The sequence below is a fragment of the Halococcoides cellulosivorans genome, assembly GCF_003058365.1.
In the GTDB taxonomy this organism is placed as follows: Archaea; Halobacteriota; Halobacteria; order Halobacteriales; family Haloarculaceae; genus Halococcoides; species Halococcoides cellulosivorans.
This window is the reverse complement of the sequence record NZ_CP028858.1, coordinates 2,682,303-2,702,790: the sequence shown is the minus strand read 5'-3', so window position 1 is coordinate 2,702,790 and position 20,488 is coordinate 2,682,303. Positions and strand designations below refer to the sequence as shown.

The window sequence follows — 20,488 nt, the reverse complement described above, 5'->3', positions numbered from 1 at the left end:
GCCGAGGCCTACGACGAGTCGGTGTTAGAATCTACCGGTCGATCCCACGAACAGATCACGCGGTCGCCCTCGACGCGCACCCGGACGGGCCGGTCGAGGTGTTCGGCCAGGCCGACCGCGAGCACGGAGCCGATCGGGTGGTCGCGCCGACCCAGATCCTCGATCGAGGCGTCGGTGACCGTGACCGTCACGCACTCACCGTCGCGGTCCACGTCGATCCCGCCCGCGAGTTCGAACCGGTCGACGATCGCTTCGGTCAGCCGGCGGATCCGCTCGTCGGTCGACTCCGCCGATCGCGGGTCGTCCAGGCGGGCGAGCAGCGCCGCGCCGACGGGCGCGACCGACAGGCCGCGCGCCCCCGCATCGGTCACGAGCGCGTCCGAGACGTCGTCGGGCAGTGGCCCGTCGGTTCGGGCGACGTACAGTCGCACGTCCGTCCCGGTCGGGACGTACACCGCGGGGCCCGCCAGATCGAGTTCCATCGCGAGGCGGTCGATCGTGCTCGCGTGAGCGGCGTGGACGCTCTCGGCCACCAGCGCGGGATGGCCGGGCGTCCGCACGACGAGTCGGGTGAGCAGCGCGCCCAGCCAGGCCGTGCCCGCGAGCGCGATCAGCACCGATCGGTTCGCCGGCACTGCGGCCGCGGCGGCCGCGGCGATCACGCCGACGGCGACGAACCCGAGCGTGACGGCCCGGTCGTTCCGCCGATCCCGGTCGGCCGCGCTCATTCCGGATCACCCACGGTGACGACGGCGACGCGATGGACGAGGCCGGCGAGTCCCACCGCGACGAGGCCCACCCCGGCGGCCAGCGCCCACGGTGGGGCGATCGACTGGGCCGCGAGCACCGCGGTCGCCGCGACGCTCGCCGCGACGATCGCGAGTGCGATCGTCCGGCGGTCGAGACCGCGCGCGAGCAGCGCCCCGACTGTGAGTGCGACGATAGCCGCTTCGAGACCGGCCAATCGGGCGAGGCCGGGGTCGACCGCTGCGACCGCGATCTGGGCGATCACGACCGCGATCAGCCCCCAGCCGACGAGATACAGACCCAGGGCGACGACGGTGCTCGCCGCGACGACCGCGAGCCATTCGGGGTCGGTGCGGCCAGCACTCAGTCCGCCGGCGACCGCCGCGAGCCCCAGGGTCGCGAGGCCACCGCCGGCGGCGGTGCGCCGATCCAGTCGCTGGCGTACGCGCGCGGGCGAGATACGCCCGACGGACTCGCTCGCCCGCTCGAAGACCCCGTTCATCCGATCGTGGACGCCGGTCATCGTCGCTCACCTCCGGCGAGAGCTCTGGGGTGCTCGCCGTCGATCCACGCACACTCGACGTTGTCGAACCGATCGAGGTCATCCCGGAGGCGGTCGTCACCGCGGACCGGCGAGCACAGCACGGTCGTCCGGTGACCGCGCGCGTCCGCGATGCGGGCCGCCCGACGGACCGCCTGTGGGTCGGCGTCTTCGGTGAGTACGGCGATCCGTGACCGATCGCCGTGCCGGGTCGCGGCGTCGACGGCGGCCGAGAGCGGGTCGTCGACCGGGCCGGGATGGGTGAACGGCTCGATCGCCCGGTCGAACGTCGTCTCGGCGGGCGGCAGCGAGCGGTCGGCCAGCGGTCGACCGGGATCGGTGGGCCAGTCGACCCGCTCGGCGGGCCGGGTCCGCTGGAGGGTGGTCTCGGGGCTGTCTCGTCCCGAGTCGAGTGTCGTCCGGCCGCTCTCGTCGACGAGTGTCACCGTCGCGCGGTCGTTCGATCCGGTCGCCCCACCGAGCACCGCGAGTGCCGCCTCGCGACGCCGGCGGAACGCCGTCTCGTGCCCGGGGACGGTCCGGCGATCGAACACGATCGTCAGCGGTCGGCCCCCGCGGTGGACCGGATCGCGCACCAGGCGGTCGTCGTGGCGCGCGCTGGTCTTCCAGTCGATCCGCGTGACGGGGTCGCCCGCGACGTACGGCCGGATCCGGCCGGGTTCGAGGCCGCGGCGGTCGCCAGCCTCCGAGCGGTCGTCGCCGTGCCCGCCCTCGCCGCCCGCGAGCGTCGCGTCCGCGGCGGTCACCGTGACCGCGGCGTCGACCCGGTGTGTGAACGCGAGGCCGACGGTGTCGATCCGGTCGGTGAGGCTGACCCGGGCCGCATCGATCGCGTAGGTGCCCGCTTCCCTCGTCTCGATCGTCACCGGCACCGTCGTCTGGCGCTCGCCGGCGGGCACGGCGACGGTCGCCGGCCGACACGTGAGCCCCGCCGGCACGACGAGTTCGACGGACAGATCGGCGCCGATCGGGGCGGCGGTCGCGACCGTCACCGTCGTCTCGGCGGTCGACCCCGCGGTCACCCGGACGCGGTCGGGATCGAACGCGACGTCGAGGGCCGCCCGGGCCCGCCGGCCGGCGAACACCACGCTCACCTGGACGACGAGGCCGATCGCGACGATCCCGGCGGCCCCCGCGACGGCGAGCGGCCGGGCGGCGACGACGCCCGCGACGACCAGCGCGACCGCCGCGCCGACGATCCGCCAGCCGACGGGACGGAGGTACATACCGGATTCGGGGAGGGCCACTCAGTTCAAACTGCTGGTCGGTGGCCGAAACCGCTTAGGGACGGCCCGTCCAACCTTGACCGTGATCGACGCGTCCGCGCCCGATCTCTTGCGCCTGATCGCCGTCCCGGCTCTCGGCTGGGCGGCCTGGCGTGACGTGCGCACGCGACGCGTCACGAATCGACTCTGGCCACCGCTGGTCGCCCTCGGCGTCCTCGTCCTGGCGTGGGACGCCTCCCAACTGCTCGGCACGCCGACGGGCCCGCTCTTTACGATCCAGGTCGTGCTGAGCCTCGGCCTGATCGTCCCGCTCGCGCTGGGCTTCTGGATGTTCGGTGCGTTCGGCGGGGCCGACGCGAAGGCCCTGATGACGCTCGCGGTGCTCTTCCCGACGTATCCGACGTACGCCTTTGTGGGTGGCTCCATCCCCGGGCTCGGGGCGACCGCGGTCCTCACGCTGCCACTGTATCAGCCGATGGCGGGGCTGTTCGCGCTGACGATCCTGGGCAACACCGTGATCGCCGGGCTGGCCTACCCGGTCGCGCTCGCGGTTCGCAACGCCCTCGCGGGTCGCGTCTCGTGGGTGATGGTCGTCGGTCGTCCGGTTGCCGTCCCCGACATCCCGACGACTCACGGGCGCTTGCTGGAGACGCCCGCGGGGTTCAGCCGGGCGGGCTGTGACATCGACGCCGTCCGGATGTATCTCGACTGGCGCGAGACCGATCTGGCGACGCTCCGGGCCGACCCCGACCGGGCGCGTCGCCCGGCGAGTGTCCCCGATCAGCCCGCCGATCCCGGCGACGGGTCGGTCCGGACCGACGGCGGGACGCCGGACGCGGGTGACGCCACGGACGGCGCGGCGTCGCCCCCGACTCCTCCCCGAGGCGACCCGTCCGCGACCGACGAGCCACTCGATCCGTGGGGCGCTCAGACATTCCTCACCGACGCCGGCGGCGCGTACGGCACCACACCCGAGCAGTTACGAGGGGCGCTCGACGTGCTCACCGAGGCCGACCGCGAGACGGTCTGGGTCTCGCCGGGCATCCCGTTCCTCGTGCCGATGGTCGCGGGGCTGGTGGTGAGCCTGACGGCGGGCGACCTCCTGGTCTGGGGGATGGACGCCGTCGGCCTGATCTAGTCGCACAAGAGTCATAGCGTCGCTGCCCCGACTCCATCCATGAGCGACGCGGTCGATCTGGCCTTCGACGAGGTCGAGTACATCCCGGCGGTCGCCCAGGACGCATCGAGCGGCGCGGTCCTCATGCTCGCGTACGTGACCCCCGAGGCGCTCGAACGCACCCGGGAGACGGGACTGGCCCACTACTACTCGCGGAGTCGAGACGCGCTCTGGCAGAAAGGCGAGTCCAGCGGGCACGTCCAGCACGTCGAAGAGATTCGCGTCGACTGTGACGGCGACGCGTTGCTCTACCTCATCGACCAGGAGGGCGGCGCCTGTCACACGGGGTACGAATCCTGTTTTCACCGCCGGCTCGACGGTGAAGTCGTCGGAGAGCAGGTGTTCGACCCCGACGCGGTCTACGACGACTGACACTCATGGTCGATCCCGGACGGTCACCCCAGTTGGCGCGGGCCGCGGGCCTGATCGCCAGCCTCGATCGGGCGGTCGCAGACCACGAGGCCGCCCAAGAGCGCATTCGGGCCGCCGACGGTGATCTGCAGGCACTCGCCGCGGCCCACCAGGAGGTGACGGCGCTGCTCGATCAGTACGACGAGACCGCCGTCGGCGACGCCGACTTCGAGTCGTATCTCACCTTTCAGGACGAGCTGGCGACCTTCTTCGAGGACCTGGACGACGACCTCCCGGAACGCGAGGCCTTCGAGAGCGTCGACGAGCGCCTCCACCAGCGCCGGTTGACCGAGTCGGATTTCGAGGCCGCCCGCGAGACGCTCGCCGGCGTCGCCGACCGGGTGGCCGTCCTCGACGAGCGCCGCGACGCCGCCGAGCGCATCCGTCGCCGGCGCTTCGCGATCGAGCGCGCGATCGAGGACCTCCGCGAGCGCGTCGAGGCGTGTGCGGCACTGGAGGCCCACGCCGACGCCGACCTCTCGGCGGACGTCGCCCGCCTCGCCCGGCCGATCACCGACTACGACCGCCGGATCGAAGCGGACTTCGCGACCTTTCGCCGGACGGCGTCGGCCAGGGAGTTTCTCGACTGGCTGGACGACTGTCGGTGGTACCCCCTGGTCGACCTCGATCCGCCGCCCGCCGACCTCCAGCGCTACGTCGATCGGACGCCCGTCGGGACCGAACCGCTGGGCACACTCCGAGAGTACGCGGACTATTCGCACTCGAAACTCGATCATTACGTCGACGATCCGGGGGCACTCAAACGGGCGGTCGGGCCGCACACGGGCTATCTCCGCCGACTCGACGCCGGGCCGCTGACCGTCGGGTGGCCACCACCCGAGGCCGACGACCTCCGATATCGCACGCGCGAACTGCTCGCGGTCGTCGATCGGATCGCCGACGACGCGACGGTCGCGGCCCTCCAGCGCGTGCGGGCGCTCGCCTTTTCGGACGACTACTCACGGCGTCGCGAGGCCGCCGTCGCCCGGGTGGCACTCGACCCGACCGACCGGCGACGCCTGCAGTGGGGGCTCGTCCAGCGCGAGCGCGTCGCCGCCGAGCAGGCGATCGATCGGCTTCAGTCGGCGCTGTCGGACGCGCCGGCGCCGTGAGTGGGTGAGGCCGGTGGTCGGGTCTCCCCAAGCGAGGCGTTGATTATCGATCGGTGCTGAGTAGGGCCATGGACCTGGCGGCCCAGCGCGAGGACATGGTCGACGGCCTCGAACACGAGGCCAAAGGCTGTGTCGTCAGTGAGGCGGTTTCGCTGGCGATGCGGGCGGTTCCGCGCGAGGCGTTTCTCCCCGAGGACGCCCGCGCGTACGCCGACCGCTCGTTCGATCACCTCGGAACGCGCGTGTTCGCGCCCCGCACCGCCGCTCGACTGCTCGAAGCGCTGGCCGTGACGCCTGAGGACAGCGTCCTCGTCGTCGGCGTGGGTGTCGGCTATACCGCCGCGCTCGCCGCGGAACTGGCCGATCCCACCGCGGTCCAGGCCGTCGACATCGACCGTCGCCTCGTCGGTGCGGCCCGGTCGAATCTCGCCGCCGCGGGCTATCGCGACGTCCTCGTCGACTGTCGATCGGGCAGCGACGGCCTGCCGGCGTACGCCCCCTACGACCGCATCCTCCTGGAGGCCGCCGCCGTCGGGCCGCCTCGACCGTTGCTCGACCAGCTCGCCCCCGACGGTCGACTCGTCATGCCCCTGGGCACCCACGACCCGGCGCTCGTCGCCGTCGGGCCCGAGGGCCGCGTTCACGACCGCTATGGCCCGATTCGCGTCCGCCCGATGCTCGTCGACGGCGAACGCGCGGACACCGTCGAGGCCAACCGCACGCATCGCGAAAATCGGGAGTTCGCCGCCCGACGGCGACCGCCCGGGTGGGAACGCGACTGGATCGACTGGGACGCCCGGGAGGCCGGTCGTGATCGGTCGACAACTCACCGATCGGGGAACTCTAGAGAGAGTCTGGACTGACCTGAACGCTGTTGGAAAAATCTTTTTTCAGCCCCTTCACCTCTCGAAACTCATGCAGCGACGCGACACTGTCGATCCCGAGGAGCAGTACGACACGCAGAGCGGAGGGCGACGATGACACGACGGGCGGTCTTCGTCGTCCTCGTGGTCGTCCTGGCCGGCCTGGCCGCGCCGGCGAGTGCTGACCGACCGCTGGATGGCGCGGGCACCGCCGACGATCCCTACCGGATCGAGACGGCAGGTGATCTGGCGGCGATCACCGACGATCCCGACGCTCACTACGTCCTGACCGCAAATCTCACCCTCGACGGGGCCGAGACCGACCCGATCGGGACCGATCCACCGGCCTTCGAGGGCACGCTCGACGGCCAGGGCCACGCGATCGCGAACCTCTCGACGGCTGCGAGCGATCCGGCGCTCCTGGGGACGATCGGCGCGAACGGGACCGTCCGGAATCTCTCGCTGGAGGGCGTCGACACCACCGGTGTGGGCACGCTCGCCGAATACAACGACGGCACGATCGCGGGCGTGACCGTCTCGGGTCGGTTGCACGTGACCACTGCCACGACGGCGGGTGGCCTCGTGGCCGGGTCCGACGGGTCGATCGTCGGGAGTACGACCAGCGTCGACCTCGCGCTGTCGACGACGGCGCCGCCCCGCCACGCGGGCGGCCTCGTCGGGCGAAACCGGGGGACGCTCCGGGACGTGCGGGCGACCGGTGAGATCTCGCTCGCTGGCCCGGCCGACGGTCTCGACGACCACGACAGGCCGAACGCTGGCGGTCTGGTGGCGACCCATCGTGACGGGACGATAGATAGCGCGACGGCCGACGTCACGATCGAGGGGGTTCAGAGCGGCGGTGGACTGGTCAGAGACGCCGACAACGCCTCGATTACCGAGGCCCACGCGACCGGGCGCGTCGCCGCGAGCGAGACCGCCGGCGGGCTGGTCGGGACCGCTCGTGACACCGTGGTTCGGAACGCCTCCGCGAGCGTCGCCGTCACCGGCGATCGCGAGGTCGGCGGCCTCGTCGGGCGTCTCTCCGAGGGCGGGGTCGTCGACGCGACTGCGAACGGATCGGTGACCGGGACCAGCCAGGTCGGCGGCCTCGTGGGCTGGAGTCAGGGCCCGATCGTCCGCTCGGCGGCGACCGGGCCGGTGCGAGCCTCCGGCCAGCGGGCCAGCGCGGGTGGACTCGTCGGGGAGGCCGACGACGTGGTGTACGCCAGCGCCGCGACCGGAAGCGTCGAAGGCGTCGGCGCGGTCGGCGGCCTGGTCGGACGGCTCGACGGGTCGATCGAGGCCGCGTACGCGACCGGGTCGGTCCGCGGGCAGGCCGGTGTCGGGGGCCTCGTCGGTGTCGTCGAGTCCGCCGGGACCGACGCTGCATCGGACCTGCCGGTCGCCATCGGGGCGCGATCGCTCGGCCCGGTCGATCACACTTACGCGCTCGGTGAGGTCTCCGGCGAGCGTGCGACCGGATCGCTGATCGGCCAGCGCAACGACGACACGCCGATTTCGGGCTACTATCTCGACCGTGACGGCGCACCCGGTGGGATCGGAACGGCCGTCGCACGCGACGCACTGACGGGTGAGGCGGCTGCGAGCCTCGATCTGGGCGATGGCTACCGGACGACCGCATCGTTCCCGGTCCTCGACTGGGAGTCCGGCGACCCCGAGTCACTCGAATCGATCCAGCTTCGGACCGTCGGGAACCGAACGATGACCGACGACCCGGTCCGCGTGCGCGCCGAGCCACTGGTCGGCTCGATCACCGCGACCGAGTGGACTGTCTCCGGCCAGACCATCGACGGGACGCCGGTCGAGGAGACGATCGACCGGTCGAACGCCAGCCTGGCGTACGCGTTCCCCGCGGTCGGGAACTACACCGTCCGCGTCACCGCGACCGGCCCCGAGGGCACGACGGCGACCGCCCGCCGGTCGGTGACCGTCATGAAGGCGCTCGGCGATCTGGAGGGGTCGGGGACCGCGACGGACCCATACCGGATCGACTCGGCGCGTGACCTGCTCGCCGTCGAGCGCGATCCCACCGCCCACTACGCGCTCACGGCCGACATCGACGCGAGTGAGACTGCCGACTGGGCGGGCCCCTCGGACCTGCCGCTGTACGAGCAGCGTGCGGTCGATCTCCACGACGAGCGCTACGACGACCCCGAATCCGTCGGCTTCCGGGGAACCTTCGACGGCAACAATCACACGATCGATAACGCGACCGTCGCGGTCGACGGCCTCTTCGCTGCGACCGACCCCGACGGGACCATCCGGAACCTCACGCTCGCGAACGCGACCGTCGACGAGCGGTCGGGAGCGTGGCTGGGGTCGGTCGCCGGTGCCGGCCTGCTCGTTGGGGCCCACGAGGGACAGATTCACGACGTGACTGTTTCCGGGACCGTGACGGCCCACCTGACGGCTGGCGGCGTCGCTGCCGTCAACGAGGGGCGGATCACTGACACCCGAGCCGACGTCACGGGGACTGCCGAGAGCAACCTCGGCGCGATCGTCGGCGAGAATCAGGGCGTGCTCACGAACGTCGAGGCCACCGGGACCCTCGAGGGCGCCGACTATCACGCGACTGTGGGCGGGATCGCCGGGAAGAGTCGCGGTCGGATCGCCGATTCGTTCGCCGACGTGACCGTCCAGGGTGGCCAGGCCACCGGCGGCCTGGTCGGTCAGGCCGATCGGTTCCCCGACGAGCAGGCCCGGTCGCCCCGGTTCTACCGGCCAGCGGGCATCTACAACTCCGGCGCCGCGGGCCAGGTCGAGGCCGCCAGTGGCCCCGTCGGTGGGCTGGTCGGGACCACGGCGACGCCCGTCGAGCGATCCTACGCGATCGGGCCAGTGTCGGGTCGCCAGACGGTCGGTGGCCTGGTGGGCTACGCCCGCGCGCCGATCGTCGACAGCTACGCGACCGGTCGTGTCACGGGCGAGGAGGACGTCGCTGGCCTGGTGGCGAACCTCTACGACGGCGGGACCGTCGTCCGGTCCGTGGTCGCGACGCCGCTGCCCGGTGCCGACGACCACGCGGTCGTCGCGGCGATCGACCACGACGCCACCCGGGCTGACCTCCTGGAAGACGTCTACGTCGACCGCGGTGTCGTCTCTGCGCCAGTCGACGCCGCGACGCCCGTCGACACGGCGGCGCTGAGCGGCCAGAACGCCACCACGACGCTCGCGTTTGATTTCGAGGAGACCTGGCAAACGACGGCCGGTCGACCGGTGCTGCGCGGCGTCGACGGGCCACAGATCGACCGCCCGACGCTGTCGGTTCGTCTCGACGCCGAGAAGGTCCCCGACGAAGCAACCGTCACGGGCCGAATCGTGGTGACCGACGTGCCCCACGGGCTCTCGGGGGCGCTGTTCGAGGTTCGGACGGGCAACGCGAGTGTCGCCACCGTCGAGAACGTGTCTGTCACCGATGCGTTCGCGCTGACCGAGACTAACCACACCGAGGCGGGCATGCGCGTCGAGGTCAAGGCCGCCGCCCCCGGTGACGACATCTCGCCCGGGTCGGGCCCGATCACGCTGGCCCGCTTCACGCTTCGGACTCACGAGGGCGGGACCACCGCGGTGGCCCCCCACGCCGAGGAGATCCAGGGCCTGCAGGGCGGTGCGTACCAGCCGATCCGTGACCCGGCGACCGTCCAGAGTATCGACATCGACGTCGACCCCATCGACGGCACGACGCCCCAGGACATCGACGACGACTGGAAGCGCGAGGATCTTGACGGCTCCGGGACGGTCGCGTTCCCCGACGTCGTCGTACTGTTCCAGCACATCGACGACCCGGTCGTGACCGACCATCCGATCGCATACGACTTCAACCGGAACGGCCGGATCGACTTCGGCGACGTGATGGCGCTGTTCCGCGACGTCTGACGCGTGTCGTCGATTCACGCACTGACGGACCGAATTTTACCGTGACTTATAAGTAGATATTCGCCCTATCGCATGCCATGGAAACGAATACCACGATACAGTGGTTCGACGACGGCGACGAGCGCCGGTCGGTGCTGTTCGCGATCACGATGGCGACGGGGTTTCTCAGCATCGTCGCCGGCGTGAGTACGGTCCTGGCGACACCACAGCTTCTCGTCGGGGGCACGCTGTTCGTCGTCGGACTGGCGGTGTTCGCGCTCGCGACGGCGATCGCCTCCGGTCGTGTCGACCGGTACGTCTTTACGACGTCACCCGCGACGAGCACGGCGTCGGACGCGCCGGTGGATCGCCCGGCGGAGACGGAGGCGGCGACCGATCACGAGGCCGACGAGCCGGTCTCGACGCCGTGATCGCAGCCTACAGCGCCTCTCGATACGCGTCGAGCAGCGTCTCGACATCTGCCTCGGTGTGGGCCGCCGAGAGGAACTGCGATTCGAACTGATTGGGGGTCAAGAACACGCCCTGTGCTTTCATCGCCGGCCAGAACAGTCGCTCCCAGCGCTCGGTGTCCGCTCGCCCGACGTCCGCCCCGTCTTTCGGGCAGTGTTCGAAGCGCGAACAGTCCTCGTCCTGGCGACAGCCCGCGGTGCAGTGGCGCTCGTCGGTCGCGCCGTCGCGCGTGAAGATCAGCTTGAACATCGAGTCCCGTCCGACGACGGTGTACTCGGGGGCGCGATCCGCGACGACGTCGGTCAGGCCCTCGCGCACCTCCTGGCCGAGGGCGTTCACTTGCTCGTAGACGTCTTCGTCGGCCACGTAGCGCAACGTTTCGAGCCCGGCGGCCATCGTGACCGGGTGCCCCGAGAAGGTTCCGGACTGGAAGACCTCGCCCGACGGCGTGAACTGCTCGATCAACTCGGTTCGGCCGCCGATCGCGCCGACCGGGAACCCGCCACCGACGATCTTGCCGAACGTCGTCAGGTCGGGGTCGACGCCGAGGGCGCCCTGGGCGCATTGCAGGCCTCCGACCCGAAAGCCCGTGATCACTTCGTCGAAGATCAGGAGCGATCCGTACGTATCGCAGAGCTCTCGCAGTGTCTCGTGATACCCGTCGACGGGGTGGACGATGCCGGTGTTCCCGAGCATCGGTTCGGTCAGGACGGCGGCGATCTCCGACCCGTGATTCTCGAAGACGCCACGGGCGTACTCGGCGTCGTTGAAGGGGACGGTGATCGTGTGCTCGGCGAAGCTCTCTGGAATCCCTGGACTCGACGGGGTGGTGTGGTGACCCTCGCCCGCGACGAGCGTCGACTCCTGTGCGCCGTGATAGCCGCCCTGCATGACGACGATCTTCTCGCGGCCGGTCGCGGCCCGCGCGAGTCGGACCGCCGAGACCGTCGCCTCGGTCCCCGAATTCACGAATCGCAGCATCTCGACGCTCGGGACGTGGCGCGTGACGAACTCCGCGAGTTCGACTTCGCGTTCGGTCGGCGCACCGTACATCGGTCCCGCGGCGGCCTCCCGCTGGATCGCCGACTGGACGCGCTCGGGCAGGTCGTGACCCAGGAGGAGCGGGCCATAGCCCATCACGCAGTCGAGATACCGGTTCCCGTCGGCGTCGATGACGTGGGCCCCGTCGCCCCGTTCGACGAAGAAGGGATACGGGTGGATGGCTCGTACCGAGGAGTTCACTCCGCCCGGCGCGACCGAGAGCGCGCGGTCGTAGAGGGCGCGTGAGTTCTCGTCCATGGCCGGGGTTGGACTGGCGACGGGAAGAACACTCGGGAGTCGGCGCACACTATCGGCGCACCTGATTCGAATCGAACCGAACCGACTCGGCGTCTACACCGCGGTGTAGCCGCTATCGACGGTCAGGCCCTCGCCGTTGGTAAAGGAAGCGTCGTCCGAACAGAGCCAGAGCACGGCGGCGGCGATCTCTTCGGGTTGAGCCAGGCGGTCCTGGGAGTGTTTGCCCTCGATGTGCTGGCGGACGCCCTCGTTGGTCGTGATGCCCGCGTCGGCGAGCATCTGGGTCTCGACGAAGCCCGGACAGACCGCGTTCACGCGGATGTCGTCGTCGGCGTACTCCCAGGCGGCGGTCTTGGTGAGCCCGAGGACACCGTGTTTGGCGGCGACGTAGGCCGCGGTGTTCTCCATGCCGATCTGGCCCATGATCGACGCCATGTTGACGATCGCACCGCCGCTCTCGCCCATCGCGTCGAGTTCGGCGGCCATCGCGCGCCAGACGCCGTTGAGGTTGATGTCGACGGTCTGCTCCCAGTCCGACTCGTCGATCCCGCCGGCGGCCTCGGCGGGCCCGCCGATGCCCGCGTTGTTGACGGCATAATCGAGGCCACCGAACTCGGAGACGGCGGTCTCGACCATCGCCTCGACGTCGCCCATCTCGGTCACGTCCGTGTTCACGTAGACGGCCTCGCCGCCCGCGCTCTCGATCTCGTCGACGACGCTCTCGCCACCGTCGTCGTCGACGTCCGCGACGACCACGCTGGCTCCCGCCGCTCCGAACTCTCGGGCGGTCTCGGCACCGATACCCGACGCTGCACCGGTGATCGCGACGACGTCGTTCTCGAAGTCGTAGTCTACCATAGCAGGCGGGTCTATACCCGTGGGCGACTTGATGGTTTGGGCCCTTCTGTGGTGTGGTGACGTCCACCAATATCACGGACGGCGCGCCGACACACCCCACGGCGGTGACTCGTGGTGCGATGGGAGCACACGGTGTCGACTGGCGTCGCGATCGCTGCGATCACCCGGTCGCCGCGAACCCCTCTGTTTCAGGTGCGCAGGCCCCGATACCACCGTACTCGCGTCGTACGCGACCGGATCACACTTTCACTCCGGTCGGGGTGTCTGGGCCAGTCCGGCGGCCATCCGTTCCGGTTCGATGTCGCGACGACGGTGGCTCGCCGGCTTTTCGTCGCGTCGGGCCGACGATCGATCGTGCACGACCTCTCACATCCCGTCGTCGACGGCATGCCGACGTATCCGGGCGATCCGCCGGTGTCGACCGACGCGGTCGCCACGCACGCCACCGACGGGTATCGCCTCGCCCGACTGTCCTGTGGCACGCACGCGGGCACGCACATCGACGCACCAGCGCACATCCTCCCCGACGGGCGGACGCTGGACGAGTTCGACGTGAGCGCGTTCGTCCGGGTCTGTCGGCGGGTCGACTGTCGTGATCTGGGCCCGCGCGCGGCCATCACTGCCGATCGGTTGCCCGATCTCGACGCTCTCGACGACGCAGTCGACTGCCTCGCCGTCTGGACCGGGTGGGACACCCACTGGGGGACGCCCGCCTATCGCGACCATCCCCACCTCGTGCCCGCCGCGGCCGAGCGGATCGCCGATGCGGGACTCGCGGTCGCACTCGACACCGCGGGTCCGGACCCGACGCCCCCCGTGGACGGTGCACCCGCGGACACTGCGAGTGTGGCGGACGCGTCGAGCGAGACGACCGCGGACGGCGACGCCAACTGGCCGGCCCATCGCGCGATTCTGGGGGCGGGCGAACCGATCGTCGAGAATCTGCGGAATCTCGGGGCCGTCGGCACGACCTTCGAATTGCGGGCGCTGCCGCTCCGACTCGACGGCGGCGGGTCGCCCGTGCGGGCGGTGGGTGTCGAACGGTGAGCGCGGCCGGTCGAGCGATCGGATTAGCCGCTCCCGGTCCGTTCGCTCTCCGGAACAGGTCCTACCCCACCGTTCGTAGACTCCTCGCTTCGATGATGGGGTCGATCACCGAGTCCCTCGTTCGTCCGCGTCCGATCGCGACGGCGCCGAGGATGGCCTGAACGGCCCGCACGGCCCCACCGACGAGCGGATCGCTATCGTCCGTCTGGTACCCGTAGATCACAGCGTAGCCGTCGTCGGTCTCGACGACCGTCTCGGAGAGATCGAGTGGCGACGACCGGGTGATCGGGCCGTTCGTGACGATCCGACGCGCCGCTGGCGACAGCCACGGGGCGTCCTGCGGGACGGCGAGTTCGTCGAGTGCCGCCCGTTCGTCGATCGGGCGGTAGGTGAGCGCCGCTCGGGCGGGTCCGTCGTCGCGTGGCATCATTTCCAGCGACCGCTGATACAGCCTCCCGTCGAGCACTGCGATCGAACCGGCCGTGTCGGCAACGGTTCCCCGGTCGCTCTGGACGAAACGCGTCCCGTCGGTGACGGTGCCAGCCCCCGATCGGACGACCCAGGACTCCAGGACACACAGTCGGTCCGCCACGTGCAAACAGTCAACCGTGGTCGCCTCGTTGGGGATCGTCTCCAGAAACTGATCTCCGTCCGTCACCTGCACCGTGTCGTAGCGATAGGCGGGTGACCCGACGTCGAGGACGAATCCGCCAGCCGCATTGACGACCAGAAGGACCCCGATCACGAGCAGCAGGTCGCCCGCGACGGGCCAGCCGCGGATCTGCCCGTTCCAATCGAACATATTTCGTCAGTGTTTGGACGACGAAAATTAGTGCGTTTTGACTGACGATCGGTTGTCCGCTCCCCCGATCAGCCACCCACCGAACACCATTGCCCAGCCCTGGATCGGAATCGAGATGAGCCGTTCGAGGCCGCCGACGCCGAGTGGGGTGTCCCCAAAGAACACCAGAAAGGCCACCAGTGCGCCCAGCGCCCACGTCCCGAGGAGCGCCGAGAGCCACCGTATCGGACCGCGCGTCGCACGGGCGGCGCCCAGTGCCGTCGCCCCGCCGCCCGCAAAGGCCACGAGCGCGCTGATCGCGTGCGGGGCGCCGAGGTGTTCGGGAAACGCTCCGACGCCGAGGACGCCCAGTCCGGTCAGGCAGAGTCCGCCCGCGACGGGCCGATCGATCGTCGGCCACCCGGTCACACCCGCCACGATCAGGAGCACGCCAGTGAGAGCCAGCGCCAGCGTAAAGACGAGCGCGGCAGGCTGGACCAATTGCCCAGACGCGTCGTGCCCGCCCAGTGCACTGATGGTCTGGGCGTGAATCGAGTAGTCGGGATACAGTGCGCCCGACACGGTGATGCCGGTCGTGAGCACGAGTCCAGCGCCTGCCAGCGCGCCGCCAGCGAGTCGGGGGCGGTCGGTCTCCACTGCGAGCGCGTCGCGCCAGCTCGACTGGGCCATGGCGACACGGCACGCGGATCGCCCAAAAGAGCGTCGACCGCGTGGTCGAGCGGTCCGTTCCGTTAGGCCCGATCGGCCACCGGGAACTGCTCGAACGACGCGGCGACCGACCGAACGACGGCGACTTCGACGTCGCGAACGCCGTCGAGCGCGAGGATCTCCCGGTGCGTGTCGTCGAGCGCCTCCCGATTCTCGAAGCTCCCGATCGCGATCACGTCCGTCGGGCCGGTGACCGCGTAGACGGAGGTGAGTTCGGGACGCTCGTCGAGACGGTCGAGCACGCCCTCTCGGGACGGCCCGTCGACCCGGAGGCGAACGATCGCGGTCTCGTAGCCCAGCTGTTCGTAGTCGATCAGCGGGACGACCGACCCGACCACGCTTTCGAGTCCCTCCAGTCGCGCAGAGACGGTGGTCGGTGAGACGTCGCTCCGTTCGCCGATCTCACGCAGGCTGGCGCGACCGTCCGCGAGCATCGCGTCGATCAATCGGCGGTCGGTCGCGTCGACCATTTACACCGCGTCGGGGCCGCGCTCGCCCGTGCGGACCTGGATGGCGTCCGACACCGGGAGGACGAAGATCTTCCCGTCGCCTTTCTCACCGGTGTGGGCGGCCTCGCGGATCGCCTCGACCACGTCGTCGGTCGGGGTGTCGGCGACGACACACTCGACTTTGACCTTCTGGAGTAAGTCGACGACGTACTCCTCGCCGCGCCACTGGCCCTTTTTCGCGGCCTGTGAACCACGGCCCGAGACCTGGGTTACCGTCAGCGACGGCGCGCCCGCCTCCGCCAGCGCCTGTTTGACCGCGCCGAGTTTGTCCGGACGAATCATCGCGACGACCATCTCGATGTCAGCGTCGGTCATTCGTGGTCACCTCCGTGTTCGACGACACTATCGTCGGCGGTCCGCGAGCGCTCGGAGGCCACCATCCCGCCGTCGGCCATGATCGGGGCCTCGTCTCCGACGCCGAACTCGGGGTAGGTCTCGACGCCGTGTTCCGAACTGTCGAGGCCTTCACGTTCGTGTTCGGGCGTGACACGCGCCTGCCCGGCGAGTTTGAACGTGTAGAACACCGCGGCGGTCGCGCCGACCGTCCAGGCGGCGATGACGCCGACGCCGATCACCTGGGCGGCGAACTGACTGGCGAGCCAGGCGACGCCGGACGCCCCACTCCAGAACTCCGTCGCGACGAACGGGAAGGCGAGCGCGCCGAGGATGCCCGCCGAGCCGTGGACGGGGAACACTGCACAGACGTCGTCGATGTGCAGGCGTTTCTCGACGAACCCGAAGACGATCGGCAACTGGACGCCCGCGAGGAAGCCGACGAGTAGCGCGCCGGGCCAGACGATGGCGTCCGCGATGGCCGTCACGCCGACGAGGCCCGCGAGCATGCCGTTGGCGACGTACAGCGTGTCGACCTTGCCGGTCTTGTACCAGGCGGCCGCGCCAGCGCCCATCGCGCCGGCGGCCATGCCGAGCGTCGTCGCGAGTGCGACCGCTCCGACGTTGGCAAAGGCCCCGAGTGCGAGCGTATCACTGCCGGGTGCGAACACGGTCGCGGCCGTCCCGACGTTGAATCCGTACCAGCCAAAGGCGAGGATGAGCGTCCCGAGCACGGCGAACGTTATCGAGTGGCCCGGAATGACGTTCACACTCCCCTTCTCGAAGCGGCCGAGGCGTGCGCCGATCACCGCGGCGGCGGTCAGCCCCGCCAGTCCGCCCATGCCGTGGACGATCATCCCGCCCGCGAAGTCGTGGAAGCCGACGCCGAGCAGGTTCCCCAGCGGGCCGCTTCCAGCGAGCAGGCCGCCGCCCCAGACGAGGCCGGCCACGACGGGGTAGATCACCGCGGCGAGCAGGATGGTGTAGCCGACGTACGCCCGCAATCGGGCGCGGCCGGCGACCGCCCCGGAGACGATGGTCGCGGCGGTCATCGCGAAGACCGCCCCGAACAGCCACGAGACCAGGCCACTCGACCCCATCGTCCAGGTGGCGAGCAGACCGGGGGCCTCACCGCTCATGCCCGCGGTGAGCCAGCCGGCCAGACTCGAAATGCCGGCGCCGATCAGGAAGAAGACCGTCACGCCCACACTCCAGGTGAGCATGTTCTTCGTCAACTGGTTGGCGACGTTTTTCGCCCGGACCTGGCCCGCTTCGAGCATCGCGAACCCGGCGTGCATGAAGAAGATCAGGAAGGTCACCACCAGCACCCACAGCAGGTTGACCCCCTCTGCGAGCGTCGCCGGGTCGGTCTGCATGACAGTCCCCGTCATGCGTGGTCCTCGTTGATTACGCTCTCGAACTGTTCGAACGTCGAATCTACATTGCGCGAGTGGTCGTTCATGGTGCTTCCTACGCGAGAACCGTGAGGATCACAGCCAATAAGGGTTGGCTTGACAATAACTCATTTTTCGACCGCTCAGAACACATATGGACAAAATAGGTGAGAATATAATCTGTATAAGGTCGTCGGACGTGGCGAAATCGATCGATCGTGGGCCTCTATCTGGACGTTCGTCGACCCGGTCGGCGCCGCGACGGGAGCCGATCGGGGCCGCGACCCGAGCGCGCACTCGCTGGGAGACGTTCGATCGGGGTGGACGACGCGCTCGTCACGTCACTCGCCAGCGGTGTCGAAGGACGTGAGGACGTCTTCGGGGACCGGGTTGTGGTACTCGACTCGTCCGTCGGCACACAGCGCCGCGAAATCGCGGTCGGTCGTGACGATCCGGTCGGCGTCGATTTGCCGTGCGAGTGCGAGATAAAAGCAGTCGTAGACGTCGTGATCGTACTCGCTACTGATCTCGTAGGCGTCCATGATGGTCTGGGCGTCGATCGGTGCGTTCTCCATCGGATACTGCAAGAGCGATCCGACGGCATTGCGCGCGTCGATCGTCGAGACTCCGAGATCCTCCAGAATCCACTGCACCCGGAGTGGCTGATAGCCGAACACGACGAGGGTGTCGGGTCCACGGAGCGCCGGTGCGAGTGCCTCTGCGATGGAGGGATGGCCAGGGTGGTCCTCGACGAGCTGGATCGCGAGTGCGTTCACGTCGGGAAGGACGCGCATTCACTCCCCTCCGAAGGTGGCCTCGCCAGCGTCACGGAAGGCGACGCCCTCCCACTCCTCGTCGGATTTGCCCGTCGAGAGGGTCTCCAGGTCGGGCAACTCTCGAACGAGTCGCACGTCGGTTCCGTCACGAACGACTCGAAACGTCGTGCCAGCGTCGATCTGGAGGTCTTTCCGGAGCGTCTTCGGGATCGTCAGCCGACCGCGGTCGTTGACCGTGGCCTCGCCGTATGCGTCGTCGTCAGACTGACTCATCTATTCACACCAGATAATACTGACGAACTCGATCACCAAATAGTGTGGTGACTCTATTACTCATCACCACGTTGTCGGCCGCGCACTCCTCCTGGCTCGGTCGGCCTACTGTGCGCGCGACGGCGGTGGTCGGGACCAACAGCGAGTTCGAGGGTGTGCCCGTCGACATCGAGCGGTTCCGCGAGACGGGCGTCGAGTGAGTCGCCCGCCGTCCAGACGCTCTTGGAACGCCTGGACCTGCGCGAGAATCTCAAATTATAAGATATATTTAGATATTTTTTTAATTTGGGGATTAACGAGACAGATTGTATGCCTGAAGAGATGACCAATTCAGAGCCCGATCGGAAAAGAACCATTTCACGCAGGACTTTCATGGGTGTGGCGGGTGCTCTCCCAGTTACAGCAATCACTGGAAAGGGCACTCTCCACCGCGCTCGAAAACGTGTTACACGAGTTAGGGTCAACAACGGAAAGCATCGGGTAGGGGGGAGCAAGAAACTGAATACTTCTTGGTTGTCTCATCGAAAAAACGTAGAACGGAAACTCTACTCATTCAAGGGGGAATTTCTCTCAAAACCAGGTGTCTGTGCGGTAAGCATTACTAATACAGACAAGAAGATTGGCGGATCGAACGGTCGACAGAAGTTCCAGTATGAGGTCAAAGTAGATCCGGAGGTGGCGCGAAAAGCTGGATTCGATCCTGAAACCGATCTCCCATCGATATACCGGGGCGTTCCGGTTACGAAACAGTCCGTGTCACAAAAGGAACGGCCCCGTCTGATTGGCGGAGATATGTATCCGTGTTATAACAATATTAGCACCGACACCGTAAGCGGAGGGTGCGTCCTTCAGCAATCAACGCTAGACGATTCATGGGGAACATCCTGCTTTGCATTCACTCACAACGGAGTGAGGTATCTTGTTACCGCCAACCACGTCGTTGGGGAAGCATGGGAAGACAATACAGGAAATACCGTCTACGATGCTGACCAGTACATTGGTCGTGTTGAACACAGTTTCCCTGATCTAGATGTCGCATATATTGGGGAATCACACAATATTGACAATTTCGAGGATAACATTAAAAGAGAATCTGACTCGATATCGATCTCTGGGTATATTAATAAACTTGGGATATCGGATCGTGCTGGACAACTCTGGGATACAAACCGGAAGATGGGGACGAGTACCGGAGATTTGAAGGGTGCAATCAGAAATTACAAAGCTGATTACGGTGGATTCAATACGGCATATGAGGACGATTGGAGACATTACAAAGGTGAGGGGGTTGAGGGCGAAGCGGATTCGGCAGGTGGCGATTCTGGTGGACCAGCGTACGATGTCATTGAGGGGGAGGCATGGCTGTTGTATATGACTTCTGCGAGTTCTAATGGAACAAAGACCAATAAAGGGGTCTGTTATAGCGACGATTTCTGGGTGAGAGGTACCTTCACGGTGGGGCCGGCGGTCTATTCGATGAAACTATACTCCGACCCCTCGAAACGGTGATGCGAATCGAATCCACGATGAACCGACGAACGTTCCTCCTGGGCACGAGTTCGTCCATGATCGGCGGTCTCGCCGGGTGTACTGAATCGGCGGTCGACTGCGAGGGCCGCCACGCCGAGAACGACACCGGTCCACCGCGACCCGTCGGATCCGGACCGTGTGAAGACTCCACAGCCGTTCGCATCCGGATCCTCAATCGGACCACCGTCTCGCGGACGGTCGAGGCCCGCGTGCTCGATCCGACGGGGGCCGAACTCGTGGCCGAACAGACCGAACTCGACACCTGCGCGATGTGGGCGTTGCGAACTCCCGACCCTGTCGACGGCTTCGTGGACGTTCTCGACGTTCGAGCGGGGTTTCAGGGACTGATTCGGATCGAACGTCCCGACGAGGTTCGGGGCGAACTCAACTACTGGGTCGTCTCGATCGACCTCGTCCCGTCCGCTGCACCTCGACTCGACGACCGCGTCTCGTACGCCGGGCCGATCGAACGCCCCGACCTGGTCACGTGTTTCGACGGAAACAACTGACTCTG

Annotated in this window: 21 protein-coding genes; 9 read left to right on the top strand and 12 right to left on the bottom strand. The window is 68.2% G+C overall.

All coding sequences use genetic code 11. From position 1 onward, the window contains the following. Positions 1 to 8: 8 nt before the first annotated feature. The 3 genes from HARCEL1_RS13115 to HARCEL1_RS13105 are packed head-to-tail and all read right to left on the bottom strand — an operon-like array spanning position 9 to position 2,535. Complete coding sequence (locus HARCEL1_RS13115) at positions 9 to 728, bottom strand: hypothetical protein (protein ID WP_108384001.1); 720 nt, start codon at positions 726 to 728, stop codon at positions 9 to 11. Next, the gene (locus HARCEL1_RS13110; RefSeq protein ID WP_108384000.1) at positions 725 to 1,270 is read right to left on the bottom strand and encodes a hypothetical protein; all 546 of its coding nucleotides are present in this window, start codon (positions 1,268 to 1,270) and stop codon (positions 725 to 727) included. The genes HARCEL1_RS13115 and HARCEL1_RS13110 overlap by 4 nt, the downstream gene beginning before the upstream one ends. Next, on the bottom strand, positions 1,267 to 2,535 hold the full coding sequence (locus tag HARCEL1_RS13105; protein WP_108383999.1) for a DUF58 domain-containing protein: 1,269 nt from the start codon (positions 2,533 to 2,535) through the stop codon (positions 1,267 to 1,269). The genes HARCEL1_RS13110 and HARCEL1_RS13105 overlap by 4 nt, the downstream gene beginning before the upstream one ends. Positions 2,536 to 2,617: 82 nt before the next feature. Between HARCEL1_RS13105 and HARCEL1_RS13100 the strand changes: the two genes are divergently transcribed. From HARCEL1_RS13100 to HARCEL1_RS13075, 6 genes are all read left to right on the top strand, one after another. Further along, entirely contained in the window at positions 2,618 to 3,673 is a 1,056-nt protein-coding gene (locus HARCEL1_RS13100; protein WP_394337424.1) for an A24 family peptidase, read from the top strand. A 39-nt stretch (positions 3,674 to 3,712) separates the two neighbouring features. Beyond that, positions 3,713 to 4,084, top strand: coding sequence for a phosphoribosyl-AMP cyclohydrolase (gene hisI, locus HARCEL1_RS13095; RefSeq protein ID WP_108383998.1), 372 nt, complete (start codon positions 3,713 to 3,715; stop codon positions 4,082 to 4,084). Between the two features lie 5 nt (positions 4,085 to 4,089). Then, positions 4,090 to 5,235 (top strand): DUF7118 family protein, encoded by a 1,146-nt coding sequence (locus tag HARCEL1_RS13090; protein WP_108383997.1) that lies wholly within the window; start codon positions 4,090 to 4,092, stop codon positions 5,233 to 5,235. Between the two features lie 68 nt (positions 5,236 to 5,303). Next, positions 5,304 to 6,098: a protein-L-isoaspartate O-methyltransferase family protein gene (locus tag HARCEL1_RS13085; protein ID WP_108383996.1), complete on the top strand. Its 795-nt coding sequence runs from the start codon at positions 5,304 to 5,306 to the stop codon at positions 6,096 to 6,098. 114 nt (positions 6,099 to 6,212) lie between these two features. Further along, entirely contained in the window at positions 6,213 to 9,995 is a 3,783-nt protein-coding gene (locus HARCEL1_RS13080; protein ID WP_108383995.1) for a hypothetical protein, read from the top strand. Between the two features lie 77 nt (positions 9,996 to 10,072). Continuing rightward, the gene (locus HARCEL1_RS13075) at positions 10,073 to 10,405 is read left to right on the top strand and encodes a hypothetical protein (protein WP_108383994.1); all 333 of its coding nucleotides are present in this window, start codon (positions 10,073 to 10,075) and stop codon (positions 10,403 to 10,405) included. A 7-nt stretch (positions 10,406 to 10,412) separates the two neighbouring features. Here the strand turns inward: HARCEL1_RS13075 and hemL are convergent, their stop codons facing one another. Together hemL and HARCEL1_RS13065 are read right to left on the bottom strand one after the other, a co-directional pair. After that, the gene (hemL, locus tag HARCEL1_RS13070; protein WP_108383993.1) at positions 10,413 to 11,744 is read right to left on the bottom strand and encodes a glutamate-1-semialdehyde 2,1-aminomutase; all 1,332 of its coding nucleotides are present in this window, start codon (positions 11,742 to 11,744) and stop codon (positions 10,413 to 10,415) included. A 93-nt stretch (positions 11,745 to 11,837) separates the two neighbouring features. Beyond that, complete coding sequence (locus HARCEL1_RS13065; RefSeq protein WP_108383992.1) at positions 11,838 to 12,602, bottom strand: SDR family NAD(P)-dependent oxidoreductase; 765 nt, start codon at positions 12,600 to 12,602, stop codon at positions 11,838 to 11,840. A 354-nt stretch (positions 12,603 to 12,956) separates the two neighbouring features. Here HARCEL1_RS13065 and HARCEL1_RS13060 point away from each other — a divergent pair, with 354 nt between their 5' ends. Beyond that, positions 12,957 to 13,649, top strand: a complete 693-nt coding sequence (locus HARCEL1_RS13060) for a cyclase family protein (protein WP_174182937.1) — start codon at positions 12,957 to 12,959, stop codon at positions 13,647 to 13,649. Positions 13,650 to 13,710: 61 nt separating this feature from the next. On the opposite strand, the gene HARCEL1_RS13055 is transcribed toward HARCEL1_RS13060, so the two are convergent. The 7 genes from HARCEL1_RS13055 to HARCEL1_RS13025 all read right to left on the bottom strand — a co-directional run bounded on the left by HARCEL1_RS13055 (position 13,711) and on the right by HARCEL1_RS13025 (position 18,444). Next, positions 13,711 to 14,451, bottom strand: a complete 741-nt coding sequence (locus HARCEL1_RS13055) for a hypothetical protein (protein WP_108383991.1) — start codon at positions 14,449 to 14,451, stop codon at positions 13,711 to 13,713. A gap of 27 nt (positions 14,452 to 14,478) precedes the next feature. After that, positions 14,479 to 15,120, bottom strand: a complete 642-nt coding sequence (locus HARCEL1_RS13050; protein ID WP_108383990.1) for a DUF998 domain-containing protein — start codon at positions 15,118 to 15,120, stop codon at positions 14,479 to 14,481. Positions 15,121 to 15,182: 62 nt separating this feature from the next. Continuing rightward, positions 15,183 to 15,629, bottom strand: coding sequence for an Lrp/AsnC family transcriptional regulator (locus HARCEL1_RS13045; RefSeq protein WP_108383989.1), 447 nt, complete (start codon positions 15,627 to 15,629; stop codon positions 15,183 to 15,185). Then, the gene (locus HARCEL1_RS13040; protein ID WP_108383988.1) at positions 15,630 to 15,983 is read right to left on the bottom strand and encodes a P-II family nitrogen regulator; all 354 of its coding nucleotides are present in this window, start codon (positions 15,981 to 15,983) and stop codon (positions 15,630 to 15,632) included. After that, a complete protein-coding gene (locus HARCEL1_RS13035; protein ID WP_108383987.1) occupies positions 15,980 to 17,392 on the bottom strand; it encodes an ammonium transporter in 1,413 nt (470 codons plus the stop codon). The genes HARCEL1_RS13040 and HARCEL1_RS13035 overlap by 4 nt, the downstream gene beginning before the upstream one ends. Before the next feature lie 344 nt (positions 17,393 to 17,736). Beyond that, positions 17,737 to 18,189: a type II toxin-antitoxin system VapC family toxin gene (locus HARCEL1_RS13030; protein ID WP_108383986.1), complete on the bottom strand. Its 453-nt coding sequence runs from the start codon at positions 18,187 to 18,189 to the stop codon at positions 17,737 to 17,739. Then, a complete protein-coding gene (locus HARCEL1_RS13025; RefSeq protein WP_108383985.1) occupies positions 18,190 to 18,444 on the bottom strand; it encodes an AbrB/MazE/SpoVT family DNA-binding domain-containing protein in 255 nt (84 codons plus the stop codon). A 309-nt stretch (positions 18,445 to 18,753) separates the two neighbouring features. Between HARCEL1_RS13025 and HARCEL1_RS13565 the strand changes: the two genes are divergently transcribed. Together HARCEL1_RS13565 and HARCEL1_RS13020 are read left to right on the top strand one after the other, a co-directional pair. Further along, a complete protein-coding gene (locus tag HARCEL1_RS13565; protein WP_159077160.1) occupies positions 18,754 to 19,953 on the top strand; it encodes a hypothetical protein in 1,200 nt (399 codons plus the stop codon). A 17-nt stretch (positions 19,954 to 19,970) separates the two neighbouring features. After that, positions 19,971 to 20,483 (top strand): hypothetical protein, encoded by a 513-nt coding sequence (locus tag HARCEL1_RS13020; RefSeq protein ID WP_159077159.1) that lies wholly within the window; start codon positions 19,971 to 19,973, stop codon positions 20,481 to 20,483. Positions 20,484 to 20,488 lie beyond the last annotated feature (5 nt).